This window comes from Superficieibacter electus (genome assembly GCF_002915575.1).
In the GTDB taxonomy this organism is placed as follows: Bacteria; Pseudomonadota; Gammaproteobacteria; order Enterobacterales; family Enterobacteriaceae; genus Superficieibacter; species Superficieibacter electus.
Genome location: NZ_PQGD01000004.1, coordinates 193444 through 216167 on the forward strand (window position 1 = coordinate 193444; position 22724 = coordinate 216167).

19 protein-coding genes and 1 pseudogene are annotated in these 22724 nt (G+C 54.3%); 12 read left to right on the plus strand and 8 right to left on the minus strand.

Features of this window, described 5'->3' with window-relative positions; genetic code table 11:
- Positions 1 to 30: 30 nt before the first annotated feature.
- Positions 31 to 855, minus strand: coding sequence for a MurR/RpiR family transcriptional regulator (locus CHU32_RS06295; protein WP_103675227.1), 825 nt, complete (start codon positions 853 to 855; stop codon positions 31 to 33).
- Positions 856 to 1018: 163 nt separating this feature from the next.
- Between CHU32_RS06295 and CHU32_RS06300 the strand changes: the two genes are divergently transcribed.
- From CHU32_RS06300 to queE, 3 genes are read left to right on the plus strand one after another with little or no spacing between them, the layout of a single operon-like run.
- Entirely contained in the window at positions 1019 to 2575 is a 1557-nt protein-coding gene (locus tag CHU32_RS06300) for a PTS transporter subunit EIIC (protein WP_103675327.1), read from the plus strand.
- On the plus strand, positions 2572 to 3279 hold the full coding sequence (locus CHU32_RS06305; protein WP_103675228.1) for an N-acetylmannosamine-6-phosphate 2-epimerase: 708 nt from the start codon (positions 2572 to 2574) through the stop codon (positions 3277 to 3279). The genes CHU32_RS06300 and CHU32_RS06305 overlap by 4 nt, the downstream gene beginning before the upstream one ends.
- A 54-nt stretch (positions 3280 to 3333) precedes the next feature.
- A complete protein-coding gene (queE, locus tag CHU32_RS06310; RefSeq protein ID WP_103675229.1) occupies positions 3334 to 4005 on the plus strand; it encodes a 7-carboxy-7-deazaguanine synthase QueE in 672 nt (223 codons plus the stop codon).
- Between the two features lie 52 nt (positions 4006 to 4057).
- On the opposite strand, the gene CHU32_RS06315 is transcribed toward queE, so the two are convergent.
- Together CHU32_RS06315 and CHU32_RS06320 are read right to left on the minus strand one after the other, a co-directional pair.
- Positions 4058 to 5536, minus strand: a complete 1479-nt coding sequence (locus CHU32_RS06315; RefSeq protein ID WP_103675230.1) for an FGGY-family carbohydrate kinase — start codon at positions 5534 to 5536, stop codon at positions 4058 to 4060.
- A gap of 26 nt (positions 5537 to 5562) precedes the next feature.
- Positions 5563 to 6861 carry an MFS transporter gene (locus tag CHU32_RS06320; protein ID WP_103675231.1) on the minus strand — a complete coding sequence of 433 codons (1299 nt, stop codon included), beginning with the start codon at positions 6859 to 6861 and terminating at the stop codon, positions 5563 to 5565.
- A gap of 318 nt (positions 6862 to 7179) precedes the next feature.
- On the opposite strand from CHU32_RS06320, the gene CHU32_RS06325 reads away from it, so the two are divergent.
- The 5 genes and pseudogenes from CHU32_RS06325 to CHU32_RS06345 all read left to right on the plus strand — a co-directional run bounded on the left by CHU32_RS06325 (position 7180) and on the right by CHU32_RS06345 (position 12500).
- Positions 7180 to 7965: an SDR family oxidoreductase gene (locus CHU32_RS06325; protein WP_103675232.1), complete on the plus strand. Its 786-nt coding sequence runs from the start codon at positions 7180 to 7182 to the stop codon at positions 7963 to 7965.
- Between the two features lie 59 nt (positions 7966 to 8024).
- On the plus strand, positions 8025 to 9479 hold the full coding sequence (locus CHU32_RS06330) for an FAD-binding oxidoreductase (protein ID WP_103675233.1): 1455 nt from the start codon (positions 8025 to 8027) through the stop codon (positions 9477 to 9479).
- Positions 9469 to 10889: pseudogene (locus tag CHU32_RS06335) on the plus strand (MFS transporter). Before CHU32_RS06330 ends, CHU32_RS06335 begins: the two are co-directional and overlap by 11 nt.
- On the plus strand, positions 10867 to 11649 hold the full coding sequence (locus CHU32_RS06340) for an adenine nucleotide alpha hydrolase family protein (protein WP_103675234.1): 783 nt from the start codon (positions 10867 to 10869) through the stop codon (positions 11647 to 11649). The pseudogene CHU32_RS06335 and the gene CHU32_RS06340 overlap by 23 nt, the downstream one beginning before the upstream one ends.
- Positions 11646 to 12500 (plus strand): electron transfer flavoprotein subunit alpha/FixB family protein, encoded by an 855-nt coding sequence (locus tag CHU32_RS06345; protein WP_103675235.1) that lies wholly within the window; start codon positions 11646 to 11648, stop codon positions 12498 to 12500. Before CHU32_RS06340 ends, CHU32_RS06345 begins: the two co-directional genes overlap by 4 nt.
- Here the strand turns inward: CHU32_RS06345 and CHU32_RS06350 are convergent.
- The 4 genes from CHU32_RS06350 to queD form a co-directional block, all read right to left on the minus strand.
- Positions 12497 to 13072, minus strand: coding sequence for a glycerol-3-phosphate responsive antiterminator (locus tag CHU32_RS06350; protein WP_103675236.1), 576 nt, complete (start codon positions 13070 to 13072; stop codon positions 12497 to 12499). The genes CHU32_RS06345 and CHU32_RS06350 overlap by 4 nt on opposite strands.
- A 16-nt stretch (positions 13073 to 13088) precedes the next feature.
- Positions 13089 to 13349, minus strand: a complete 261-nt coding sequence (locus CHU32_RS06355) for a ferredoxin family protein (protein ID WP_103675237.1) — start codon at positions 13347 to 13349, stop codon at positions 13089 to 13091.
- Positions 13340 to 14611: an FAD-dependent oxidoreductase gene (locus CHU32_RS06360; protein ID WP_103675238.1), complete on the minus strand. Its 1272-nt coding sequence runs from the start codon at positions 14609 to 14611 to the stop codon at positions 13340 to 13342. Before CHU32_RS06360 ends, CHU32_RS06355 begins: the two co-directional genes overlap by 10 nt.
- An 81-nt stretch (positions 14612 to 14692) precedes the next feature.
- Entirely contained in the window at positions 14693 to 15055 is a 363-nt protein-coding gene (gene queD / locus CHU32_RS06365; RefSeq protein ID WP_052282221.1) for a 6-carboxytetrahydropterin synthase QueD, read from the minus strand.
- A 302-nt stretch (positions 15056 to 15357) separates the two neighbouring features.
- On the opposite strand from queD, the gene cysJ reads away from it, so the two are divergent.
- The 3 genes from cysJ (at position 15358) to cysH (ending at position 19786) form a co-directional block, all read left to right on the plus strand.
- Positions 15358 to 17163, plus strand: a complete 1806-nt coding sequence (cysJ, locus tag CHU32_RS06370; RefSeq protein WP_103675239.1) for an NADPH-dependent assimilatory sulfite reductase flavoprotein subunit — start codon at positions 15358 to 15360, stop codon at positions 17161 to 17163.
- Positions 17163 to 18875, plus strand: coding sequence for an assimilatory sulfite reductase (NADPH) hemoprotein subunit (cysI, locus tag CHU32_RS06375; RefSeq protein ID WP_103675240.1), 1713 nt, complete (start codon positions 17163 to 17165; stop codon positions 18873 to 18875). Before cysJ ends, cysI begins: the two co-directional genes overlap by 1 nt.
- A gap of 176 nt (positions 18876 to 19051) precedes the next feature.
- Positions 19052 to 19786: a phosphoadenosine phosphosulfate reductase gene (cysH, locus tag CHU32_RS06380; protein WP_103675241.1), complete on the plus strand. Its 735-nt coding sequence runs from the start codon at positions 19052 to 19054 to the stop codon at positions 19784 to 19786.
- A 235-nt stretch (positions 19787 to 20021) separates the two neighbouring features.
- On the opposite strand, the gene CHU32_RS06385 is transcribed toward cysH, so the two are convergent.
- On the minus strand, positions 20022 to 21065 hold the full coding sequence (locus CHU32_RS06385; protein WP_103675242.1) for an aminopeptidase: 1044 nt from the start codon (positions 21063 to 21065) through the stop codon (positions 20022 to 20024).
- A gap of 247 nt (positions 21066 to 21312) precedes the next feature.
- Here CHU32_RS06385 and cysG point away from each other — a divergent pair, with 247 nt between their 5' ends.
- A complete protein-coding gene (gene cysG / locus CHU32_RS06390) occupies positions 21313 to 22719 on the plus strand; it encodes a siroheme synthase CysG (protein WP_176691637.1) in 1407 nt (468 codons plus the stop codon).
- Positions 22720 to 22724: the final 5 nt, after the last annotated feature.

Genomic DNA, 22724 nt, shown 5'->3' on the forward strand with positions numbered 1-22724 from the left:
AAAAACCCGCTTCGGCGGGTTTTTTTGTACCTACAACAGCAGTGGCAGTGTGGCGCTGGCGGTTTGCTGGCTACGCTCACTGTAGCGTTCATCCAGCGACAACAGCGATGTAATGACCAGTTCTACCAGCAGCATTGCCCCCACTTTTGCATTGAGTGCGCCTGCGCTTAATGGTCCTTCCGGCTTAGCGGCCACCAGCAAAATATCGCTAAGTGAGGCCAGCGGACTGCGCGGCGTATTGCTGATGGTCAGCACCCTGGCCCCACATTTACGTGCCAGTTTGACGACGTGCAGTAGATCCCGCGTCGAACCCGAGCTGGAAATCGCCACTACCACATCCTCACCGCTAAGCGCGGTGGCGCTCATCGCCGCCCGGTGCATATCGCTGAATAGCTGGCCAGCTTTGCCAAGGCGTAACAGCTTATAATGCAGATAATCACCAATAATGGCGCTGGCAGCGACACCATAAATCTGTACGGATCGCGCTTCATGCAGCGCCAGCGCCGCCTGTTCCAGTACGCTGCGATCCAGTAATTCTGCCGTATCGCGCAATGCCTGAACCGACTCGTCGACCAGCGTGTCAATCTCATCACCCTGCGCACGTGGAGCCTGCAAACGCTGCACATCCAGCGCCAGCGCCATTTTAAACTCGGTATATCCCTTACAACCCAGCGCACGGCACAGGCGCGTAACGCTGGCTTCACTGGTTTCACTCTCCCGTGCCAGCTCGGTAATCGTCAGATAAAGCACCCGCGACGGATCGGTCAGCACAAAATCTCCCAGCTTTTGCTGCGTGGGACTATAACCCGAGACATTTTGCCGCAGCCTGAGCAGCACATTTTCGTTTTCAGCCATGCCAGTATTCCTTATTTTTCCTGACGCTAAGTGTGGCGGAAATCCCGCTTTGGATGCCAGTCATTTTAAAAAAGTATGATCAACGTCCGCTTTATTGATGATAATTTTCAAATATTATTATTTTTATGATAAAAATTTTCATCAAAACAGCGGGGGAGAAAAAATGACCATATTTAGCGGAGCCTCATCAGGAGGCTGGTTTGAAAAAGCACAGCGGTTTGGCAAATCATTTATGCTGCCAATTGCGGTACTGCCTGCGGCGGGCCTGCTACTGGGCATCGGTGGGGCGCTGTCAAATCCCAATACGTTAACGGCATATCCGTTTCTTGATGTGGGCTGGTTACAGGCCATCTTCACCATCATGAGCAGCGCCGGCGCGATTGTATTTGCTAACCTGTCGGTACTATTTGCCGTTGGAGTGGCGGTCGGCCTGGCGAAAACCGATAAAGGCACGGCAGGGCTGGCGGCGCTACTGGCTTTCCTCGTGATGAATGCCACGATCAATGCGCTGCTGACGCTGACCGGAGAATTGGCGCAAAGCAATCCCGGTGCGGTCGGGCAGGGCATGGTCCTCGGTGTTCAGACGCTGGAAACCGGCGTTTTTGGCGGCGTCGTCATCGGCCTGGTGACCTGCGCACTGCATCATCGGTTTAACAAAATCGCCCTGCCACAGTTTCTGGGATTTTTTGGCGGTTCGCGCTTTGTGCCTATTATCAGCTCACTGGCGGCGATTGTGGTTGGGGCGATCATGACCGTCGTCTGGCCGCACTTTCAGAAGCTGATCTTTGGCCTTGGCGGTCTGGTGGATGCCACCGGCTATCTGGGCACGCTACTGTACGGCTTTATTCTGCGCATGCTTGGCCCGTTCGGCCTGCACCATATCTTTTACCTGCCATTCTGGACCACGGCACTCGGCGGCAGTGAAATCGTCAACGGCCAGTTGGTTGAAGGCACGCAGCGAATTTTCTTTGCCCAGCTTGCCGACCCAAACACGCAGCAGTTTTACGTCGGCACTTCACGTTTCATGTCCGGCCGCTTTATTACCATGATGTTTGGCCTGATCGGTGCCTGTCTGGCGATGTATCACACTGCGAAACCTGAAAATAAAAAACGCGTGGCCGGACTGCTGCTGTCGGCGGCGCTGACGTCGTTTTTGACCGGCATCACCGAACCCATCGAGTTTTCTTTCCTGTTTGTTGCTCCGGTGTTGTATGTCATTCACGCCTTTTTTGACGGGCTGGCATTTATGCTGGCACACATTCTGCACATCACTATCGGGCAAACCTTCTCCGGCGGATTTATTGATTTTGTCCTGTTTGGCATCTTACAGGGCGAAGCAAAAACCCACTGGTTATACGTACCCATGGTCGGTATTCCGTGGTTCTTCCTCTACTACTTCACCTTCCGCTTCTTAATTACCCGCTTTAATTTCCTGACGCCGGGGCGCGAAAAGCAGGATACGGAAGCGGTAAACGTGAGCGGCAGCGATCGCGCCAGGGCGATTATGGCGGCACTGGGCGGTCAGGAAAATCTGGACGAGGTGGACTGTTGTGCGACACGCCTGCGGATCACGGTAAAAAACAGCGCCAGCGTTGACGAGGCGGCACTCAAAGCGACGGGCGCTCGGGGCGTGATCCAGCGCGGTAATGGCATTCAGGTGATTTATGGTCCGCACGTGACGATTATCAAAAATGAAATTGAAGAGATTCTGGTGGAATGAACATGATGTTAGAGCAAATCAAGGGCAGGCTGGTGGTTTCCTGCCAGGCGCTGGAAAATGAACCGCTGCACAGTTCGTTTATCATGTCGCGCATGGCGCTGGCGGCAAAGCAGGGCGGCGCGGCGGGGATTCGTGCTAACAGCGTCGTCGATATTCAGGCGATTAAAGCGCAGGTTGATTTACCGGTGATCGGCATCATCAAACGCGATTATCCCGACAGCGATGTTTTTATCTCTGCCACGATGCGTGAAATCGACGAGCTGATGACGGCTGCCCCGGAGATGATTGCTCTTGATGCTACGTTGCGCCCCAGGCCCGGCGGACAAACACTTTCCGCACTGATAAGGCAGATCCGTGAGCGTTATCCGCAGGTGCAACTGATGGCGGACATCGCCAGCCTTGACGATGCAAAGGCCGCAGCGCAGCTTGGTTTCAACTGTATCGGCACGACGTTATACGGTTATACAAAAGCCTCAGCAGGGCACAAACTGGCAGAGAACGACTGCGCGTTTTTGCGCGCGGTGCTGGAGGCTGTCAGCGTGCCGGTTATCGCCGAAGGCAATGTTGACACGCCGGAACTGGCGGCGCGCTGCCTTGAACTCGGCGCGCATGCGGTGGTGGTGGGTGGAGCGATCACCCGACCACAGCAAATCACCACACGCTTCGCGGCGGCGATTGCGCAACAGAGCGCGAATCGCACATGATCGTTACGTCAGGATCTGCGATAATCAGGGTTTACAGGCTAAACCGAGAAGACTATGCAGTACCCGATAAATGAGATGTTCCAGACCCTCCAGGGTGAAGGCTACTTTACCGGCGTCCCCGCCATTTTTATTCGTTTACAGGGATGCCCGGTAGGCTGCGCCTGGTGCGACACCAAACACACCTGGGATAAACTTAGCGATCGGGAAGTCTCACTTTACAGCATTCTGGCGAAAACCAAAGAGAGCGACAAGTGGGGCGCGGCAAGCAGTGAAGATCTGCTGGCGATCATTGAACGGCAGGGGTATACCGCCCGTCACATTGTGATCACCGGCGGCGAACCGTGCATCCATGACTTACTGCCACTAACCATGCTACTGGAGAAAAACGGCTTTAGTTGCCAGATTGAAACCAGTGGCACGCATGAGATTCGCTGTACGCCGAATACCTGGGTCACCGTTTCGCCGAAAGTGAACATGCGCGGTGGCTACGATGTTCTGGAGCAGGCGCTCCAGCGCGCGGACGAAATAAAGCACCCGGTTGGGCGCGTGCGGGATATCGAAGCGCTGGACGAACTGCTCGCCGTTCTGAAGGATGACAAACCACGGGTGATTGCCCTGCAACCTATCAGTCAGAAAGACGATGCGACGCGTCTGTGTATCGAAACCTGCATCGCCCGCAACTGGCGTTTGTCGATGCAGACGCACAAGTATTTGAATATTGCGTAGAAATATTGCCTGGAAATATCGCCGGATGGAGAGCGTCCATCCGGCGTGCTCGCTACGCGTTAGACCAGCTTTGAATCGAATTGACGTTATCCAGGTCGCCATGCAGCACTTCATACGACTTTTTCAGAATCACATCCGTATATTGCGTTAAGTCGCGGAAAATCCCCTTATTTAGCGCCTCATAGCGTCTGGCATTGCTTTCTATTGGTGTAAACACATCTTTCACCCGCACCATTTTTTCAATGGCGGTCTCATAGTTCGGATACAGACCAAGCCCGACAGCCGTGTTGATTGCCGCGCCCAGGCTGGCGCAACCGTTAATGGCATTCCGTCTTGCCGGGAGATTGAACACGTCGGCAAAGATTTGCATGAACAGATCGCTGTTTGAACCGCCGCCAGTGATGATCACCTGTTTAGCAAAATGGTTCATTTCATTGCACATATTGTCGTAGTTGTTTTTCAGCGTCAGTGCCACGCTCTCCAGAATCGAGCGGTAAATCCACGCGTAATCCATGCTGGAGTCAAAGCCTATCATGATCCCTCGTTTAAATGGTTCCCAGGGATTTGTCAGCCAGTCCAGGACGGTCATCAGGCCATTACAACCGGGCGGCACACAGGCAGCCTTCTTATTCAGTAAATCCTCCGGCGACAGATCCTGCGCTTTTGCATCCTGAATCAGCGACTCACCCAACATATCCCGCAGCCAGCTGACCGTCCACATCCCTTTGCGAATACCATAACCTTCATAGAGTAACGTTTCCGGAATCGACGACATAATCGGCCAGTAAGCGACGGGATCTTTGGGCAATGCTTTGCCGTTCATCATCAGGGCGATATAGGTCCCTAATGAGATCACCGCCGTTTCGTCATCCAGTAATCCAGCGCCCAACGCCTCTACCGGCTTGTCGCTGGTGGTGCAAATGACCGGTAATCCAGCCGGGAAGCTTGTTGCCTTTGCGGCGGCATCGGTCAGATGTCCGAGCACGGTTCCCGGCATCTGGACCTCAAACAGCATCTTGCGCGGAATATTGAATTTCTTCACCACTTCGGGGTCGTCACTCCATGTCCAGGTCTTGTAATCCACCGGCCACTGCCCAAAGTAGTTGGCGATATTATCTTTAAATTCACCGGTTAAGCGATGTGACAGATAACCTGAAAATGAGGTGACGTAAGCCACATCAGGATTAGTGTGCTCATAGGGGCGGGTGACGCGCGCATCCTGCCAGCTAATCAAGGGTGCGGCGGGTGTACCGTCAGTTTTGAGCAATGCGCGACAGCAGCGAATGGAGCCCAGACCGATCCCGACAATATCTTTTGGATCTCCCGCAAACCGGCTCATCAGATCTTTGCCCGCAAAGCACAACGACGTCCACACATCGTCGTCCGGATGTTCTGCCGTATCGGCGTCTGGGGTAAGCATCGGTTGCAGCAGACCTTTGCCCTCACAAACCACGTTACCTTCCAGATCGTACATCACAACCTTGGTACTCTGACTTCCACCATCAATTCCAATGATGTATTTCTTTGACATTGTCATTCTCCTTTAATTTTCCATCTTCACTCGCCGGAGGTTCCTGCGGCCAGAGATGTCATCTTTTCCGGTACGGCGTTAGCGGTGCAAATTTTGCGAAATAACAAGAAAGTGAAGAGAATGACCATGCACAGCGCCGCCAGCCCCATTAACCACATGTTGCGATAGGCTTGTGCCGCCGGGAGCGTGTCCTGCCAGTGGCCGACGATCGGATAAACAAACACGTCGGGCAGAAAACCGATCACCGAGCAGATCCCCACGGTGGTTCCCATGATGTAAGACGGCGTTCTGGCCTCGCCAGGACAGGCCCAGTAAAGTCCGCGTGAGGCGTAGCAGGTGAAGCCCAGCAGCAGAATCAGACCAATTCCCATGACCACGGACTGTGGATTTGAGTTTGTCACCAGCAGTGCAATCAGCGCCGCGGCACCGACGATTGAAAGCAGTTGAATCACTCGCGTTGGCGACTTAATTTTGCTGTAAGTGGTGATGATGCCGCCTAAAGGCCCGCAAATGGCGCGAAATATCTTGTTGATGACGATCCCCATGTAGCTCGCTGCGACCAACGACATACCGTACATTTCGGTCAGATAATTGGTGGAGTAGCTGAGGATGGCGTAGATCGTAAAGACGCCAAAAATGACCATACTGCAATACCAGGTGGTGCTGATGCGCAACACCGCGAGAATATCGCTGAGCTGGAAGGATTGTTTTTCTTCTTTCGCCGCGCTGCTGTGGCTGTTACCGTCGCTGACGAAAAACCAGCACAATATTCCCAGCAAGATGTAAACCACGCTATAAATCAGGATCACGGCTTTCAGGCTATTGCTGTCGTCGGGGGAGAAACGAGAAAAGACCCACATGGTAAATACCGCCAGTGACATAACCCCAACGCCGCGCAGGCCTTCCATCCAGCCCATGATTTTCCCTTGTTCGCTGTGATCTCCCAGCAGCGAAGCGGCTTTAATTGATACCGACCACAGCATCAGAATGGTAGTTATGGCGAAAGCAACCTGAATACAGAGCATGACCCACAGCGGTGGATAGGTCATCATCAGCAAACCGAGCAATCCGGTAATAATCATTGCTGAAGTAATCATTTTGCGATGGGAGAATTTATCGGCAATAACCCCGCTGGGCGCATACAGAATAATAGCCGCAATCCCGAAAGTGCTCATTATTAACCCGATTTCGGTATTGCTGAATCCCATGAATTTTGCCATGGGAATTTGATATATATAACGTAAATAAGCCAGATCAAAACTAACGCCGCCGCTAAAACTGATAATCGCGAGAGTTATCCAACGGCGATATGAGTTGTTATGCATATTGAATTCTCATGTTTAACAGACAAAAAAAAGAGAAAAGTAAACCGCCCTTTCAGGTGGATTACTTTTCTCAGGTCTCTAGTAATTACGCTTAGAAATAGCATGGAAGGGCTGGTTATAGTGTGAGAATAATCACAATTCTTGTTTTTGTCCATAATGACAAAATTAACGAAATATATGTGATTTTGATCACATTAGGTGTTTTAAGGTTGTGCTAAAAATCTACCTCAGTTACCAGAGATAATGAGAAAGGTGACTTCCCTCTCGCGGGGGAAGTTGCCTTTCTTTTTTTTTGCCTAAAGGAATTTGGAGCTAACTATGTCGATCGAATCTCTCAACGCATTTTCAATGAATTTTTTCTCCCTGAAAGGGAAAACGGCGATCGTAACGGGCGGTAACAGCGGCCTGGGTCAGGCTTTTGCCATGGCGCTGGCGAAAGCGGGGGCGAATCTGTTTATCCCAAGCTTTGTAAAGGACAATGGCGAAACGAAGGAAATTATTGAGAAACAAGGTGTTGAAGTAGATTTTATGCAGGTAGATATTACCGAAAAAGGTGCCCCGCAGAAGATTATCGCCGCCTGCTGCGAGCGTTTTGGCACCGTCGATATTCTGGTTAACAACGCCGGAATTTGTAAGCTGAATAAAGTGCTGGATTTTGGTCGCGCAGACTGGGACCCAATGATCGATGTTAACCTGACGGCGGCGTTTGAACTCAGCTACGAAGCGGCCAAAATTATGATTCCGCAAAATAGCGGTAAAATCATTAATATCTGTTCATTGTTCTCTTACCTTGGCGGCCAGTGGTCTCCGGCCTATTCGGCAACTAAACATGCGCTTGCCGGTTTTACCAAAGCCTATTGCGATGAACTGGGGCAATATAATATTCAGGTTAACGGTATTGCACCGGGATATTATGCGACAGATATTACGCTGGCCACGCGTAGTAACCCGGAAACCAATCAGCGGGTATTGGATCATATTCCGGCCAATCGTTGGGGAGATACTCAGGATTTAATGGGCGCTGCGATATTCCTTGCCAGTCAGGCGTCTAATTATGTTAACGGTCATTTACTGGTCGTCGATGGTGGTTATTTAGTTCGCTAAATTCTATCAATAGTTTCTGCTTTATTCATTATTCTGTTAATTATCAGGAAGGAATGGTTATGCCTTTATCTCGTGCAGCGATCGTGGACCAGTTAAAAGAACTTGTTGGGTCCGAACGCGTCATTACCGATGAAGCGGTATTAAAGAAAAACAGTATTGACCGTTTTCGTAAATATGCCGACATTCACGGCGTTTACACACTGCCTATTCCGGCGGCGGTGGTAAAACTCGGTTCGACAGAGCAGGTTTCCCGCGTTCTGGCGTTTATGAACCAGCATAAAATTAATGGGGTACCGCGCACCGGCGCATCCGCGACGGAAGGGGGGCTGGAAACGGTCGTTAAAGACTCCGTGGTGCTGGACGGGGCAGGGATGAACCAGATCCTGAGCATTGATATTGAAAATATGCAGGCGACCGCTCAATGTGGCGTTCCGCTTGAGATTCTGGAAAACGCGCTGCGTGAAAAAGGGTATACCACCGGGCATTCACCGCAGTCTAAGCCGCTGGCGCAGATGGGGGGGCTGGTTGCGACCCGCAGCATTGGGCAGTTCTCTACCCTCTACGGTGCCATTGAAGATATGGTGGTTGGCCTTGAAGCGGTGCTGGCAGACGGCACGGTGACCCGTATCAAGAACGTGCCGCGCCGGGCTGCCGGTCCGGATATTCGTCACATCATCATTGGTAACGAAGGGGCGCTGTGCTATATCACTGAAGTTACAGTAAAAATCTTCAAATTTACGCCGGAGAATAACCTTTTTTACGGCTACATTCTGGACGACATGAAAATCGGTTTCGACATCCTGCGTGAAGTGATGGTTGAAGGCTATCGTCCTTCGATTGCGCGCCTGTATGACGCCGAGGATGGCACTCAGCACTTCACTCACTTCGCTGATGGTAAATGCGTGCTGATCTTTATGGCGGAAGGCAACCCGCGGATGGCGAAAGCCACCGGCGAGGGGATTGCGGAGATCGTGGCGCGTTACCCACAGTGCCAGCGCGTTGACAGCAAGCTGATTGAAAACTGGTTTAACCATCTGAACTGGGGTCCGGAAAAAGTGGCTGCCGAACGTGTGCAGATCCTGAAAACCGGGAATATGGGCTTTACGACGGAAGTTTCAGGCTGCTGGAGCTGTATCCATCAAATCTACGAAAATGTCATCAACCGTATTCGTACGGAGTTCCCACATGCGGATGACATCACCATGCTGGGCGGTCACTCTTCCCACAGTTATATCAACGGCACCAACATGTACTTTGTGTATGACTACAACGTGGTGGACTGCAAGCCGGAAGAGGAGATAGATAAGTACCATAACCCGCTTAACAAGATCATCTGCGAAGAGACGATCCGTCTTGGCGGCTCGATGGTGCATCACCACGGCATTGGCAAGCATCGCGTTCACTGGAGCAAGCTGGAACATGGTAGTGCGTGGCCGTTGCTGGAAGGGTTGAAGAAACAGTTTGATCCGAACGGTATTATGAATACGGGAACGATCTACCCGATTGATAAGTAGTTATTTATACGGCTCCTCAAATGAGGAGCCGTGATTTTACCGGACAATGAAGGGGTAGAAATGAACACTTCACCGGTGCGAATGGACGATTTACCGCTTAACGGATTTCACTGTCGTATTGCTGCATTGACCTTTGGCGCACATCTTGTTGATGGCTATGTCCTCGGTGTCGTCGGTTACGCCATTATTCAGCTCACCCCCGCCATGCAACTGACGCCTTTTATGGCCGGAATGATCGGCGGTGCCGCGCTATTGGGGCTTTTTATCGGCAGCTTGATTCTGGGATGGGTTTCGGATCACATTGGCCGCAAGAAAATTTTCAACTTCAGCTTTGTGCTGATTACCATCGCTTCGTTTCTTCAGTTTTTTGCCACCACGCCCGAGCAACTGATGGGTTTGCGGATACTGATAGGGATCGGCCTCGGCGGGGATTACTCCGTGGGGCACACGCTGCTGGCCGAGTTCTCGCCGCGCCGACACAGGGGAATTCTGCTCGGCGCATTTAGCGTCGTGTGGACCGTGGGTTACGTGCTGGCAAGCCTGGCAGGGCACCATTTTATTACCGAAAATCCGGATGCCTGGCGCTGGCTGCTGGCATCGTCTGCCCTGCCGGCGCTATTGATTACGCTGCTGCGCTGGGGGACGCCTGAATCGCCACGCTGGCTGATGCGTCAGGGACGGTTCGCTGAAGCCCATGCCGTGGTGCATCGCTGTTTTGGTATGCACGTACAATTGGGCGACGAGGTAACGAAAGAGACGAATAAACATATCAGAACCCTGTTCTCATCGCGCTACTGGCGGCGCACGGCCTTTAATAGCTTCTTCTTTGTTTGCCTGGTGATCCCGTGGTTTGTTATCTACACCTGGCTGCCAACGATTGCCGAAACCATTGGCCTTGAAGATGCGTTAACAGCCAGCCTGTTGCTGAATGCGCTGCTGATCGTTGGCGCGCTGCTGGGCCTGGTATTAACTCATCTGCTGGCCCATCGCCATTTCCTGCTCGGCAGCTTTTTACTGCTGGCGGCGACATTAGTCGTGATGGGCTGCTTACCGACTGGCAATCACTGGACGCTGCTGTTTTTTGTCTTATTCAGTACCACGATTTCGGCGGTCAGTAATCTGGTGGGGATTTTACCGGCGGAAAGCTTTCCCACCGACATTCGCTCGCTGGGCGTAGGATTCGCTACCGCCATGAGCCGACTCGGTGCCGCAATCAGCACCGGTTTGCTGCCCTGGACGCTGGCACGATGGGGGATGACGGTGACGCTGCTGCTATTGGCTGGGGTATTGCTCATTGGCTTTGTGGTGACCTGGCTATGGGCACCTGAGACCAAAGCGCTACCGCTGGCGGCGGCCGGAAGTGGCGACCAAAGACAAGGAGGTAAAAATGAACATTCTATTGGCGTTTAAGGCGGAGCCGGACCCCGGCATGCTGGCGGAAAAGGACTGGCTGGCGGCGACAGAGGGAACTATCGGCCCTGATACCGCGCTGCTGCGCTGTTCTCCCGGTGCCGATGAACAGGCTGCTGCCGCGCAGTTACTGGCGCAGCGCCGTGAGGGCTGTGAGATGGCATTAACGGCGCTAAGTATTAGCGATGAGCGTGCGCTTCACTGGCTGCGCTATTTCGCTGCGCTGGGTTTTGATAAGTCGGTGCTGCTGGAGACGAAGGCGGATCTGCGCTTTGCACCTGCATTTATTGCCCGGCAGATTGCCGACTGGCAGCGTCATCACGGTGCGGATGTGATTGTTACCGGCTGTCAGAGTAGCGAAGGACAGAACGGGCAGACGCCGTTTCTGTTGGCTGAAATGCTGGCGTGGCCCTGCCTGACCCAGGTGGAGCGTTTTACGCTTGAGCCGCCTTTTATCATGGCTGAGCAGCGAACGACAACCGGGCTACGTCGCTGCCGGGTACGGCTTCCGGCAGTCATTGCTGTCAGGCAATGTGGTGAAGTTGCGCTTCCTGTACCGGGAATGCGTCAGCGCCTGGCGGCGGCAAAAGCGGAGATTGTGCGCCAGCCAGCGTCTTATGATGAAATCCTGAACGTTCAATGTCAGACGCTGACGCGACCGGAGCAGCGGCGCTGCGCCACGATTATCGACGGTGCGTCGGCGCAGGAAAAAGCCCGGTTATTGTGGAATAACTATTTGCGCCAGAGGATTAAGCCATGAAGATCGCGCTAATTACGGAATCTGGGGAATGCGCGGCAATTGCCGCCTGGATGGCGGAAAACGGACTTTACACCGCCGATCTGGAACGCTGGACTCTCGATCCGGTGCCGGATGTTGCAGAACAAGTGCTGGATGTGCTGGCGGCGCAGTGGTTGCTGACGCCAGCCGATATCCTGATTTTCCCTGCCGGGCCATTGGGTGATGAACTTGCGGTACGGCTGGCCTGGCGTCTGCACGGCGGCAGTATTTGCCAGGTGCAGGCGCTGGATGCGCAACAGGGGCGGGTGAGCAAATCCCACTGGGGAAATGCGCTGATGGCAACATTGCAAGTTACCGTGCGTCCCTTGTGCCTTTCACTGGCGCGACAGTCGGAAACGCGCGCGTCGGGTAATGCTCTGCCTGCGATGACGGAACGCCGGATTGTACCCACGGCTCTTCCGGAGTGGCTGGATAGCGTGGAAAGCATCAACCGCGTTACTGCCCATCCTCTGTTGCAGGCCGGACGCGTTCTGGTGGTCGGACAGGGTGGGGGCGACGTCGGTGCCGATAACATTACCGCGCTGGGTCAGGCGCTTGGTGCTGAAGTGGGATACAGCCGCGCGCGGGTGATGAATGGTGGCTTTGACGCTGAACGCGTGATTGGTATCTCAGGCCATCTGATTGCGCCGGATATCTGCATTGTGGCGGGGGCGTCCGGTGCCGCGGCGTTAATGGCCGGGGTTCGTCAGAGCCGGTTTGTGGTGGCGATAAATAGTGATGCCAGTGCGCCCGTTTTTTCACAGGCGGATGTCGGGATTGTGGATGACTGGCTGCCGGTACTGGAGGCGTTGGCAGCCAGTGCCGGAACTTAATTCAGCTTTTTGGCTAACGTCCAGACGTCAGTGTTGGTGGTGGAAAGCGCCGCTACACCGGCTTTCATCGCATTACGGGCGTCTTCTTCATCGCAGACCAGTCCACCGGCAATCAACGGCTGGCGTATTTTTTCCGTCACCCATCCCAGCACTTTCGGCATGCAGCCCGGCAGGATCTCAATACAGTCCGGGTTCGATTGCGCTACCTGCTTATCAATATTGTGAAAAGAGATTGAATCGACGATAAACAGGCGATGGATACAGAAAAAACCCTCCGCCCGCGCCGCTTTCAGCATCGGCGCTTTGGTACTGATGATGCCATCCGCCTCGGTGACCAGCTTCAGAAACTGAATCACTACCTCTTTATTGGACGCGCCCTCCAGCAGATCAACGTGGATAAATGCGTATTTACCCGCATTTTTAATTTTCTTCACGATATTGCTTATCGTGCAGATATTACCGTACAGCACAGAAATGAACTGGCATTCGGAATCAATGGCTAATTGCAGGCTGGCGTTGTCTTTCACGGCGGCAATCACCGGATTCTGGCGGAGCAGGTGTAACAGTGGCATAGAGTATCCTTGAAAATTAGCCAAATCGGTAAGTGATGCCAAACCCGGATGCGGGATAGCGCCACTGTTGCAGTGTTTTTTCATCACACAGTAGTCGACAGGTGCCACACTCCAGGCAGCCGCGAAAGTCTATCCGTAGCTCACCTTCCGCCGTGAGGGAAAAGAGTCCGGCGGGACAGGAAGCGATCAGCTTTTGCGCCGTTTCGCTGTCGACAACGCTCGCCGGAACAATATGTGAAATGTCGGCGGGACGCCAGATATTGCGGGCTACAGACATCGTAAGCTCCTGATTATATCGCCTGCCAGATGGCGCAGGCCGTGACGACGGAACTGACACCAGACAATCTGGCGCAGCGGGGCTACCGGACGATTACCCTGATGCCAGATCTCGCGCGAGACAGATTCCATCAGCGCCGGCCACTGACGATACCATCCGGGGCGCTGTAGTAATGCAGGAATATCCCGGTAGCGTTGCAAAACCGCCCACAGCAGGCTGTGCTGGATGTCCTGATGGTAGGCCGGAAACAGGTTTTGCGGCTCATGCTTCTGGCAGGCATTAATCAATGTTTGCGCGGCTGCCTGAGCGCCAATGAGCGCCATATCCATGCCGCGTACAGAGAAACCGGTATTCACGCAACTGCGTAGGGCATCGCCCACCAGTAGCCAGCCTTCTCCCGCGTATTGTACAGGCAGACTGTGCAACCCGCCTTCCGGAACCAGATGCGCACCGTACTCCAGCGTTTCACTGCCTCTGAGCAGCGGATGTAACGCCGGATGCGCCTTGAGTCGTTCCAGTAGCTCGGCTGCCGGGGTATCGTTTTGCGCCACCGAGGAGAGCGGGCAAACCACGCCAAAAGAGAGCGTCTCCTGATTGGTATAGAGAAACGCGCCGCCGGGCAGTTCGCCACAAATATCGCCACTGAACAGCATCGCAGCGCCTTCGTCTTTGGATAAGCGGAAACGTTCTTCAAGTAACGATTTATCCAGCGCCAGCGTCTCTTTGATTCCTAATGCCATTGAGGTGGTTGAGGGACGCGGCAGGAAGCCATAGCGTTCCGCCAGCACGCTGTTCGCCCCTTCAGCCAACACGACATAGCGGGCGCGCAGCGTCTCGTTATCCGCGATTACGCCGCGGACTCTGTCCTCTTCAAGATGCAGCGCTTCAACCGTCACACCGCTAATAAACTGCACGCCTTCGGCTTCAGCCTGCGCGACGAACCACGGATCGAAACGGGCGCGCAGCAGGCTCCATGAGTCACCGCCGGGGTGCAGGCTGGACCAGGTTGTTGCGCCATCACGCGTTAACAGCGTGAGATTTTCCTGGGTAATTCGGCGTTCGAGCGGGGCCGAGTGTTGAAAGTGGGGAAGAAGTTCGCCGAGCGCATGAGTATACAGACGCCCGCCGGAAAGGTTTTTACTGCCGGGAAGCTCGCCGCGCTCAATAAGCAAAACCGACAGTCCTGCTCGCGCGCAGTGTAAAGCACAAGCGGTGCCCGCTATCCCTGCACCGATAATAATAATATCGAAATCGTCAGACATATTGTGCTCCAGATATCCAGAGCGCTCGATCCTAGCAGAGTGTTAGTTAAGGAAAATTGACCCTTGCCACAGACGATAAAATCATTCCCCGCGATACACGCAGCCTGCTGTGCAGGTCTCTTTAATCATTACCGCGCTCAGTAGTGGGACAACAGGTTTTACCTGCTCCCATATCCAACGGGACAGTACTTCGCTGGTGGGATTCTCAAGACCCGGAATATCATTCAGATAATAGTGATCAAGCCTGTCGTAAGTCGGCTTAAACGCCGCTTTCAGTTCGGCAAAATCCATGATCCAGCCGGTATGCGGATCGACTTCACCGGTAATTTCAAGGCGCACCATAAAGGAGTGACCGTGCAGGCGGCCGCATTTGTGTCCTTCCGGGACGTGCGGAAGATGGTGAGCGGCTTCGAAGGTGAAATCTTTAAACAACGTGGTGGACATGGTGAGCTCTCAGTCTGACAAAAAACCGCCGCATAGTACCGGAAAGTACAATTTTTATCACCCCTTTACGCCGTCTGCGTGAGGTAGCGAGAGAGAATAAAGCGTAAACCTTTATTTTTATTTTTAAATTCAAAGAGTTAATTAACCTGATTTACCGTTAACAACTATCGGGAAAACAGGTTAGTTTATTTGGTTATTTATTATTTCCATCCCTTCTTTAATTGTTATTATCCTGGTCGTTAACCTTACATTCTCTTCTGTTTTTCTTTGAAAACAGCTTTGCTACTGGAACATAACGACGCATGACGACACAGGCTCTACCTTCCGCTTTGCTTCCGCTGAACCCGGAGCAACTGGCGCGCCTCCAGGCGGCCACGACTGATTTAACCCCGACCCAGCTTGCCTGGGTGTCCGGCTATTTTTGGGGCGTGCTCAATCAGCAGCCCGGTGCCGCCGTGGCGACGCCTGCGCCGGTAGCAGAAACCACGACTATCACATTACTTTCGGCCTCGCAGACCGGGAACGCTCGTCGCGTGGCGGAAGCGCTACGCGACGACCTGCTGGCGGCTAAACTCAACGTAAACCTGGTAAACGCCGGCGACTATAAATTCAAACAAATCGCAGCGGAAAAACTGCTGGTTGTTGTAGCTTCCACGCAAGGAGAAGGTGAACCGCCGGAAGAAGCGGTGGCCCTGCATAAATTTCTTGCCTCCAAAAAAGCACCCAAACTGGAAAATACGGCTTTTGCGGTCTTTGGTCTTGGCGATACCTCGTATGAGTTCTTTTGCCAGTGCGGCAAGGATTTTGACACGAAGCTGGCGGAACTGGGCGGTGAGCGCCTGCTGGATCGCGTCGATGCCGACGTTGAGTATCAGAATGCCGCTGCCGAATGGCGCGCGCGCATCGTTGAGGTCCTGAAATCCCGCGTGCCGAAAGAGACGCCTGCGCAGGCGGCCGTTACCGCCACGGGCGCGGTGAACGAGGTCCACTCCAGCCCTTATACCAAAGAAGCGCCGCTTTCTGCCACGCTGTCGGTTAATCAAAAAATCACCGGCCGCAACTCTGAGAAAGACGTTCGTCATATTGAAATAGACCTCGGCGACTCCGGCTTGCGTTACCAGCCAGGCGATGCGCTTGGCGTCTGGTATCAGAACGATCCGTCACTGGTTAACGAACTGATTGAATTGCTGTGGCTCAAAGCCGACGAGCCAGTCACCGTGGACGGTAAAACGCTGCCGCTGGCGGCGGCGCTCCAGTGGCACTTCGAGCTGACGGTGAACACCGCTAATATTGTTGAGAACTATGCGACGCTCTCCCGCAGTGAAACATTACTGCCACTGGCGGGCGATAAAGCCCAGCTTCAGCAGTACGCTGCCACGACGCCGATTGTCGATATGGTGCGCTTTTCTCCGGCTCAACTGGACGCGCAAACCCTGATCGATCTGCTACGTCCTTTAACGCCGCGCCTGTATTCCATCGCCTCCGCGCAGGTGGAAGTGGAAAGCGAAGTCCACGTTACCGTGGGCGTCGTGCGCTATGAAGTTGAAGGCCGCGCGCGGGCTGGCGGCGCGTCCAGCTTCCTCGCCGATCGTGTGGAAGAAGAAGGCGAAGTCCGGATCTTCATCGAACATAACGACAACTTCCGCTTACCTGCGAACCCCGAAACGCCGGTGATCATGATCGGCCCCGGTACGGGCATCGCGCCGTTCCGCGCCTTTATGCAGCAGCGCGCCGCCGATGAAGCGCCAGGCAAAAACTGGCTGTTCTTCGGCAATCCACACTTCACTGAAGATTTTCTCTACCAGGTGGAATGGCAGCGTTACGTCAAAGAGGGCGTACTGAGCCGTATCGATCTCGCCTGGTCGCGCGATCAACAAGAAAAAATATACGTACAAGACAAACTGCGCGAACAGGGCGCAGAACTGTGGCGCTGGATCAATGACGGTGCCCATATTTATGTCTGCGGCGACGCTAATCGCATGGCGAAAGACGTTGAGCAGGCATTGCTGGAAGTGATTGCTGAATTCGGCGGTATGGACCCCGAATCAGCAGACGAATATTTAAGTGAGCTGCGCGTTGAGCGCCGTTATCAGCGAGATGTCTACTAATGAGCGAAAAACATCCAGGACCCCTGGTGGTCGAAGGCAAACTGGCCGATGCCGAGCGCATGAAGCTCGAAAGCAACTATCTGCGCGGCACCATTGCTGAAGATTTAAACGATGGTCTCACCGGCGGCTTTAAAGGCGACAACTTTCTGCTGATCCGCTTTCACGGCATGTATCAGCAGGATGACCGCGATATCCGCGCCGAGCGTGCAGAGCAGAAGCTGGAGCCGCGCCATGCGATGCTGCTGCGCTGTCGTTTGCCGGGCGGTGTTATCACCACCAAACAGTGGCAGGCGATTGATAAGTTTGCCCATGACAACACGATTTACGGCAGCATCCGCCTGACCAACCGTCAGACCTTCCAGTTCCATGGCATTCTGAAGAAGAACGTCAAACCGGTACACCAGATGCTGCACTCAGTCGGTCTCGACGCGCTGGCGACCGCCAACGATATGAACCGTAACGTGCTGTGCACATCCAACCCGTACGAGTCTCAGTTGCACGCTGAAGCTTACGAGTGGGCGAAGAAGATCTCTGAACATCTGCTGCCGCGTACCCGCGCTTACGCAGAGATCTGGCTTGATCAGAAGAAAGTCGCGACCACCGATGAAGAGCCGATTCTCGGGGCGACCTACCTGCCGCGTAAGTTCAAAACCACGGTCGTCATTCCGCCGCAGAACGATATCGATCTGCATGCCAACGACATGAACTTCGTGGCGGTGGCGGAGAATGGCAAGCTGGTGGGCTTTAACCTGCTGGTGGGCGGCGGGCTTTCCATTGAACACGGCAACAAAAAAACGTACGCCCGCACCGCCAGCGAGTTTGGTTATCTGCCGCTGGAGCACACGCTTGCGGTGGCAGAAGCGGTAGTGACGACCCAGCGCGACTGGGGCAACCGCACCGATCGTAAAAATGCGAAGACAAAATATACCCTTGAGCGCGTCGGTGTTGAGACGTTCAAAGCGGAAGTCGAGCGCCGTGCGGGGATCAAATTCGAGCCGATCCGTCCGTATGAATTTACCGGGCGTGGCGATCGCATTGGTTGGGTGAAAGGCATCGACAATAAATGGCACCTGACGCTGTTTATTGAAAATGGACGCATCCTGGATTATCCGGGACGTCCGCTGAAAACCGGTCTGCTGGAAATTGCTAAGATCCACAAAGGCGAGTTCCGCATTACCGCTAACCAGAACCTGATTATTGCCGGGGTCCCGGACAGCCAGAAAGCGAAAATCGAGAAGCTGGCGCGCGATCACGGCCTGATGAATGCCGTGAAACCGCAGCGCGAGAACTCGATGGCCTGCGTGTCGTTCCCGACCTGTCCGCTGGCGATGGCCGAAGCCGAGCGCTTCCTGCCGTCGTTCACGGATAAAGTAGAGGCGGTGCTGGAAAAACACGGTATCCCGGATGAGCATATTGTCATGCGCGTTACCGGTTGTCCGAACGGTTGCGGAAGGGCGATGCTGGCCGAACTGGGGCTCGTCGGCAAAGCACCGGGGCGCTACAACCTGCATCTGGGCGGTAACCGTATGGGGACGCGCATTCCGCGTATGTATCGCGAGAATATTACTGAACCTGAAATTCTGGAATCTATTGACGAGTTAGTCGGGCGCTGGGCGAAAGAGCGCGAAGCGGGTGAAGGCTTCGGCGACTTTACGGTGCGTGCGGGCATCATTCGCCCGGTGCTCGATCCCGCAAGGGATTTCTGGGAGTAACGGGAACTCCGCCGGAGGGCGGCTTCGCCTTTATCCGGCCTGTGAGTCGGTCGTCTGAACAGGCGGCTGCGGTAAAAATCCAGGCCGGGTAAGCGCAGCGCCACCCGGCAGAACACCAGCTACGGTTGCACATGGGTAAACTACCCACCCGCAAAAAGGCAAAAAGTGAGGAACCTATGTCCCTATTCGATCTAAAAGCCCTCAATGCATTACCGAAAGAGGATCGCGCGCAGGCGCTTGCAGACACTAATGCGCGGCTGGAAACCCTCACCGCAGAAGATCGCGTGGCGTGGGCGCTGGAAAATCTGCCCGGTGAATACGTCCTCTCCTCAAGCTTTGGCATTCAGGCGGCGGTCAGTCTGCATCTGGTCAATCAGATCCGCCCGGGCATCCCGGTGATCCTGACCGATACCGGCTATCTGTTCCCGGAAACCTACCGGTTTATTGATGAGTTAACAGACAAACTTAAACTGAACCTCAACGTTTACCGGGCGCAGGAAAGTGCAGCCTGGCAGGAAGCGCGTTACGGCAAACTGTGGGAGCAGGGCGTTGAAGGTATTGAGAAATACAATGAGATTAATAAAGTCGAGCCGATGAACCGGGCGCTTACCGATCTTAACGCCCAAACCTGGTTTGCGGGGCTACGGCGGGAACAGTCCGGCAGTCGCGCCAGTCTGTCAGTGCTGGGCGTTCAGCGCGGCGTGTTTAAAGTGCTGCCGATCATCGACTGGGATAACCGCACGGTCTATCAGTATCTTCAGAAGCATGGCCTTAAATACCATCCGCTGTGGGATGAAGGGTATTTATCCGTGGGCGATACGCATACGACCCGCAAATGGGAGCCGGGCATGGCGGAGGAAGAGACGCGGTTTTTTGGGCTGAAAAGAGAGTGCGGGCTGCATGAGGGTTAGCTTACCCTGCTATCTTCAGTGTCTCCATGACTGAAGAACGAAAGTTATAATGAGGTGTTCCCCGCGTAAGCGGGGATAAACCGGCCAAGCGGACCAGCAAATCAGTAGTCGGTGTGTGTTCCCCGCGCCAGCGGGGATAAACCGCCAATAACCGATCGCTACCCTATTCCCCCTGCACCCTGTTCCTTCCCACTCTCATCTTAACCACTCCCCCTCAGACAAACCCAAAACCCATCTACGCTTTCCCCGCCTTCGCCAGCTCTTTCACCAGTGGCAGCATAACCTTCACCACATCCCGGCTACGATGCGCAATACGTCCCGGCAGCACCTTATCAAGATACTGCTGGTTGTCGAGGCGCACATCATGCCAGCTATTGCCAGCCGGGAAGTCGCGCGAGGTCTTACGCTGCTGATAGCCGTCTTTATTTCCCAGCGACCAGTTGGTGGCTTCAACCGAAAGAACCGGGATGCCTGCCTTATCGAATGGCTCCGCATCATTGCAGCAACTGGTGCCTTTTGGATAATCAGGATTTAAACCTGGATTGATAGCGGCGGCGATGCCGTGACTTCTGGCAATCGCCAGCGCCCGGTCGCGGGTGAGTTTTCTGACTGCTGCTGGTGTGCTTTTACCGCTATTAAAGTACAGTTTATCGCCGACGATCAGGTTATCGAGATTAATCACCAGCAGGGTGTTTTTCTTCTCGGCATTGCTCATGCGGGAAAGCAAACTTTCTGCACCGAGCTTGCCTTCTTCTTCGCCGCTGGTGGCGACAAAGCGAATGCCGTACTGCGTGGGAATATTTTTCAGCGCGGCGGCAAGTTCGAGCATAACGCCCAGTCCGGCGGCGTTGTCATCAATACCCTGTAGCGTCAGTCCGCCCAGATTCTGGGCGACATCGGCGTCGCTGCGGGGGGCGTAGGTATCCAGATGCGCCATAATCACGATCTGTTGTTTGACGCGACCTTCATGCGCCGCTATCACCGTACTGCCAGTAATATTGTGCCAGTTTTGCTGCTTATCAGCGGACGTATAGATATAGCGGCTATGAAAAGTGCGAATGTCGCTTTGATAACCCATCGCAGCAAACTGCTGGCGTAAATAATCGGCTGCCAGCATTTCAGCGGGAGTACCGGTCATTCGACCTGGAAAATAGGTGGCAATATAACGAGCTTGCGTACTGGCAAACTCTCCTGGCGCTGTCGTTTTCGCCAGGGCGGGGAAGGTAAAGCAAACGCTAAACGCCAGGGCAGCTACGCGGCGGCGCGATGCGGACAACATACAATATCCTTAAAAAATGCAAAAAACTCGACGCTCCCAGTATGAAACTGTGATCGGGGTTACACAATTTGAATTCCGCCAGAATGCCCGAAAAATCACGGGTTAAGCACTTTTTGATATTAGCTTTCCCTGAATGTTATTCCTTTGAGGAACTACTCATTCCATTTCGTAATTTCATTTGATCTAAGCCCACCTCTATAGTCCTCCCTAATACCTGATGTCAGTGAGTCATTGTGTTGTGGAATACCTGCCTCTTTTTGCTGTGTTAAAAGACCGACCAGTACTGGTGGTTGGCGGCGGTGAAATCGCCAGCCGTAAAATCACTTTTCTGCGTCGCGCCGGGGCCAACGTACAGGTAGTGGCCGCCCGCCTTGATCCTGAATTAGCGGTACTGGCTGAACAGCAGCATATTCACTGGCTGGCGACCGCGTTTGCAGAGGCGCAACTCGACTCTGTTTTTCTGGTGATTGCCGCGACCAATGACAGCGAGCTGAATCAGCGCGTTTTTGCGGCGGCGAATGCCCGTCATCGTCTGGTGAACGTGGTGGATAACCAGCCGCTGTGCTCCTTTATATTCCCGTCGATTGTCGATCGTTCGCCGCTGCTGGTGGCTGTCTCGTCCGGCGGTAATGCGCCCGTATTGGCCCGTTTGCTGCGCGAGAAGCTTGAGGCACTGCTGCCGAAAGATTTAGGCAAGATGGCGGCAGTGGCGGGACGCTGGCGTGAGCGAATTAAAACGCATCTGCACTCCACCGCGGAACGTCGTCGGTTCTGGGAGCGCGCCTTTCGGGGACGCTTCGCCAGCCTGATGGCGGCCGGAAATTCGCAGGCGGCGGAGCAGGTGCTGGAAGACGCGTTAGCGCACCCGGAACGTGAACAGGGTGAAATTATTCTGGTCGGCGCAGGGCCGGGAGATGCCGGGCTGCTGACTCTGCGCGGTTTGCAGGTGCTCCAGCAGGCCGATGTGGTGTTTTACGACCATCTGGTGACCGATGAAATCCGCGAACTGGTACTCCGCGACGCGGAACTGATCTGCGTGGGGAAACGCGCCGGTAAACATGCGGTGCCGCAGCATGAAACGAATCAGATGCTGATCGCGGCGGCGCGCGAAGGTAAAACCGTCGTGCGTCTGAAAGGGGGCGATCCGTTTATCTTCGGGCGCGGCGGGGAAGAGCTTCAGGCTGCTGCCGCTGCCGGTATCCCTTTTCAGGTGGTGCCAGGCGTTACGGCAGCCTCCGGCGCGACGGCCTATGCGGGCATCCCGCTGACCCATCGCGAGCATGCGCAAAGCGTCACTTTTGTCACTGGCCATTATAAGCCCGACAGCGCGCCGTTTGACTGGGCGCAACTGGCGCAGAGCCGTCAGACGCTGGCGATCTACATGGGCACCATGAAAGCGGCCGAAATCAGCGACCAGCTTATCCGGCATGGTCGCGATCAACATACGCCGGTGGCGGTTATCTCGCGCGGTACGCGGGCCGATCAGAATGTCAGCACCGGCACATTACAACAACTCGAAAACCTGGCGAAAGAGGCACCGATGCCCGCGTTGCTGGTCATCGGCGAGGTGGTCAATCTGCATCACCAACTGGCCTGGTTTCAACACACAACAGGCGCGGAAGATTTCAGGGCTTCCGTGGTTAATCTGGCTTAAGGAAC

What these genes read in the sequence shown, in the direction of transcription:
- CHU32_RS06295 (WP_103675227.1), bottom strand. Translation starts at nt 855, where the DNA reads ATGGCTGAAAACGAAAATGTGCTGCTCAGGCTGCGGCAAAATGTCTCG.
- CHU32_RS06300 (WP_103675327.1), top strand. Translation starts at nt 1,019, where the DNA reads ATGACCATATTTAGCGGAGCCTCATCAGGAGGCTGGTTTGAAAAAGCA.
- CHU32_RS06305 (WP_103675228.1), top strand. Translation starts at nt 2,572, where the DNA reads ATGAACATGATGTTAGAGCAAATCAAGGGCAGGCTGGTGGTTTCCTGC.
- queE (WP_103675229.1), top strand. Translation starts at nt 3,334, where the DNA reads ATGCAGTACCCGATAAATGAGATGTTCCAGACCCTCCAGGGTGAAGGC.
- CHU32_RS06315 (WP_103675230.1), bottom strand. Translation starts at nt 5,536, where the DNA reads ATGTCAAAGAAATACATCATTGGAATTGATGGTGGAAGTCAGAGTACC.
- CHU32_RS06320 (WP_103675231.1), bottom strand. Translation starts at nt 6,861, where the DNA reads ATGCATAACAACTCATATCGCCGTTGGATAACTCTCGCGATTATCAGT.
- CHU32_RS06325 (WP_103675232.1), top strand. Translation starts at nt 7,180, where the DNA reads ATGTCGATCGAATCTCTCAACGCATTTTCAATGAATTTTTTCTCCCTG.
- CHU32_RS06330 (WP_103675233.1), top strand. Translation starts at nt 8,025, where the DNA reads ATGCCTTTATCTCGTGCAGCGATCGTGGACCAGTTAAAAGAACTTGTT.
- CHU32_RS06340 (WP_103675234.1), top strand. Translation starts at nt 10,867, where the DNA reads ATGAACATTCTATTGGCGTTTAAGGCGGAGCCGGACCCCGGCATGCTG.
- CHU32_RS06345 (WP_103675235.1), top strand. Translation starts at nt 11,646, where the DNA reads ATGAAGATCGCGCTAATTACGGAATCTGGGGAATGCGCGGCAATTGCC.
- CHU32_RS06350 (WP_103675236.1), bottom strand. Translation starts at nt 13,072, where the DNA reads ATGCCACTGTTACACCTGCTCCGCCAGAATCCGGTGATTGCCGCCGTG.
- CHU32_RS06355 (WP_103675237.1), bottom strand. Translation starts at nt 13,349, where the DNA reads ATGTCTGTAGCCCGCAATATCTGGCGTCCCGCCGACATTTCACATATT.
- CHU32_RS06360 (WP_103675238.1), bottom strand. Translation starts at nt 14,611, where the DNA reads ATGTCTGACGATTTCGATATTATTATTATCGGTGCAGGGATAGCGGGC.
- queD (WP_052282221.1), bottom strand. Translation starts at nt 15,055, where the DNA reads ATGTCCACCACGTTGTTTAAAGATTTCACCTTCGAAGCCGCTCACCAT.
- cysJ (WP_103675239.1), top strand. Translation starts at nt 15,358, where the DNA reads ATGACGACACAGGCTCTACCTTCCGCTTTGCTTCCGCTGAACCCGGAG.
- cysI (WP_103675240.1), top strand. Translation starts at nt 17,163, where the DNA reads ATGAGCGAAAAACATCCAGGACCCCTGGTGGTCGAAGGCAAACTGGCC.
- cysH (WP_103675241.1), top strand. Translation starts at nt 19,052, where the DNA reads ATGTCCCTATTCGATCTAAAAGCCCTCAATGCATTACCGAAAGAGGAT.
- CHU32_RS06385 (WP_103675242.1), bottom strand. Translation starts at nt 21,065, where the DNA reads ATGTTGTCCGCATCGCGCCGCCGCGTAGCTGCCCTGGCGTTTAGCGTT.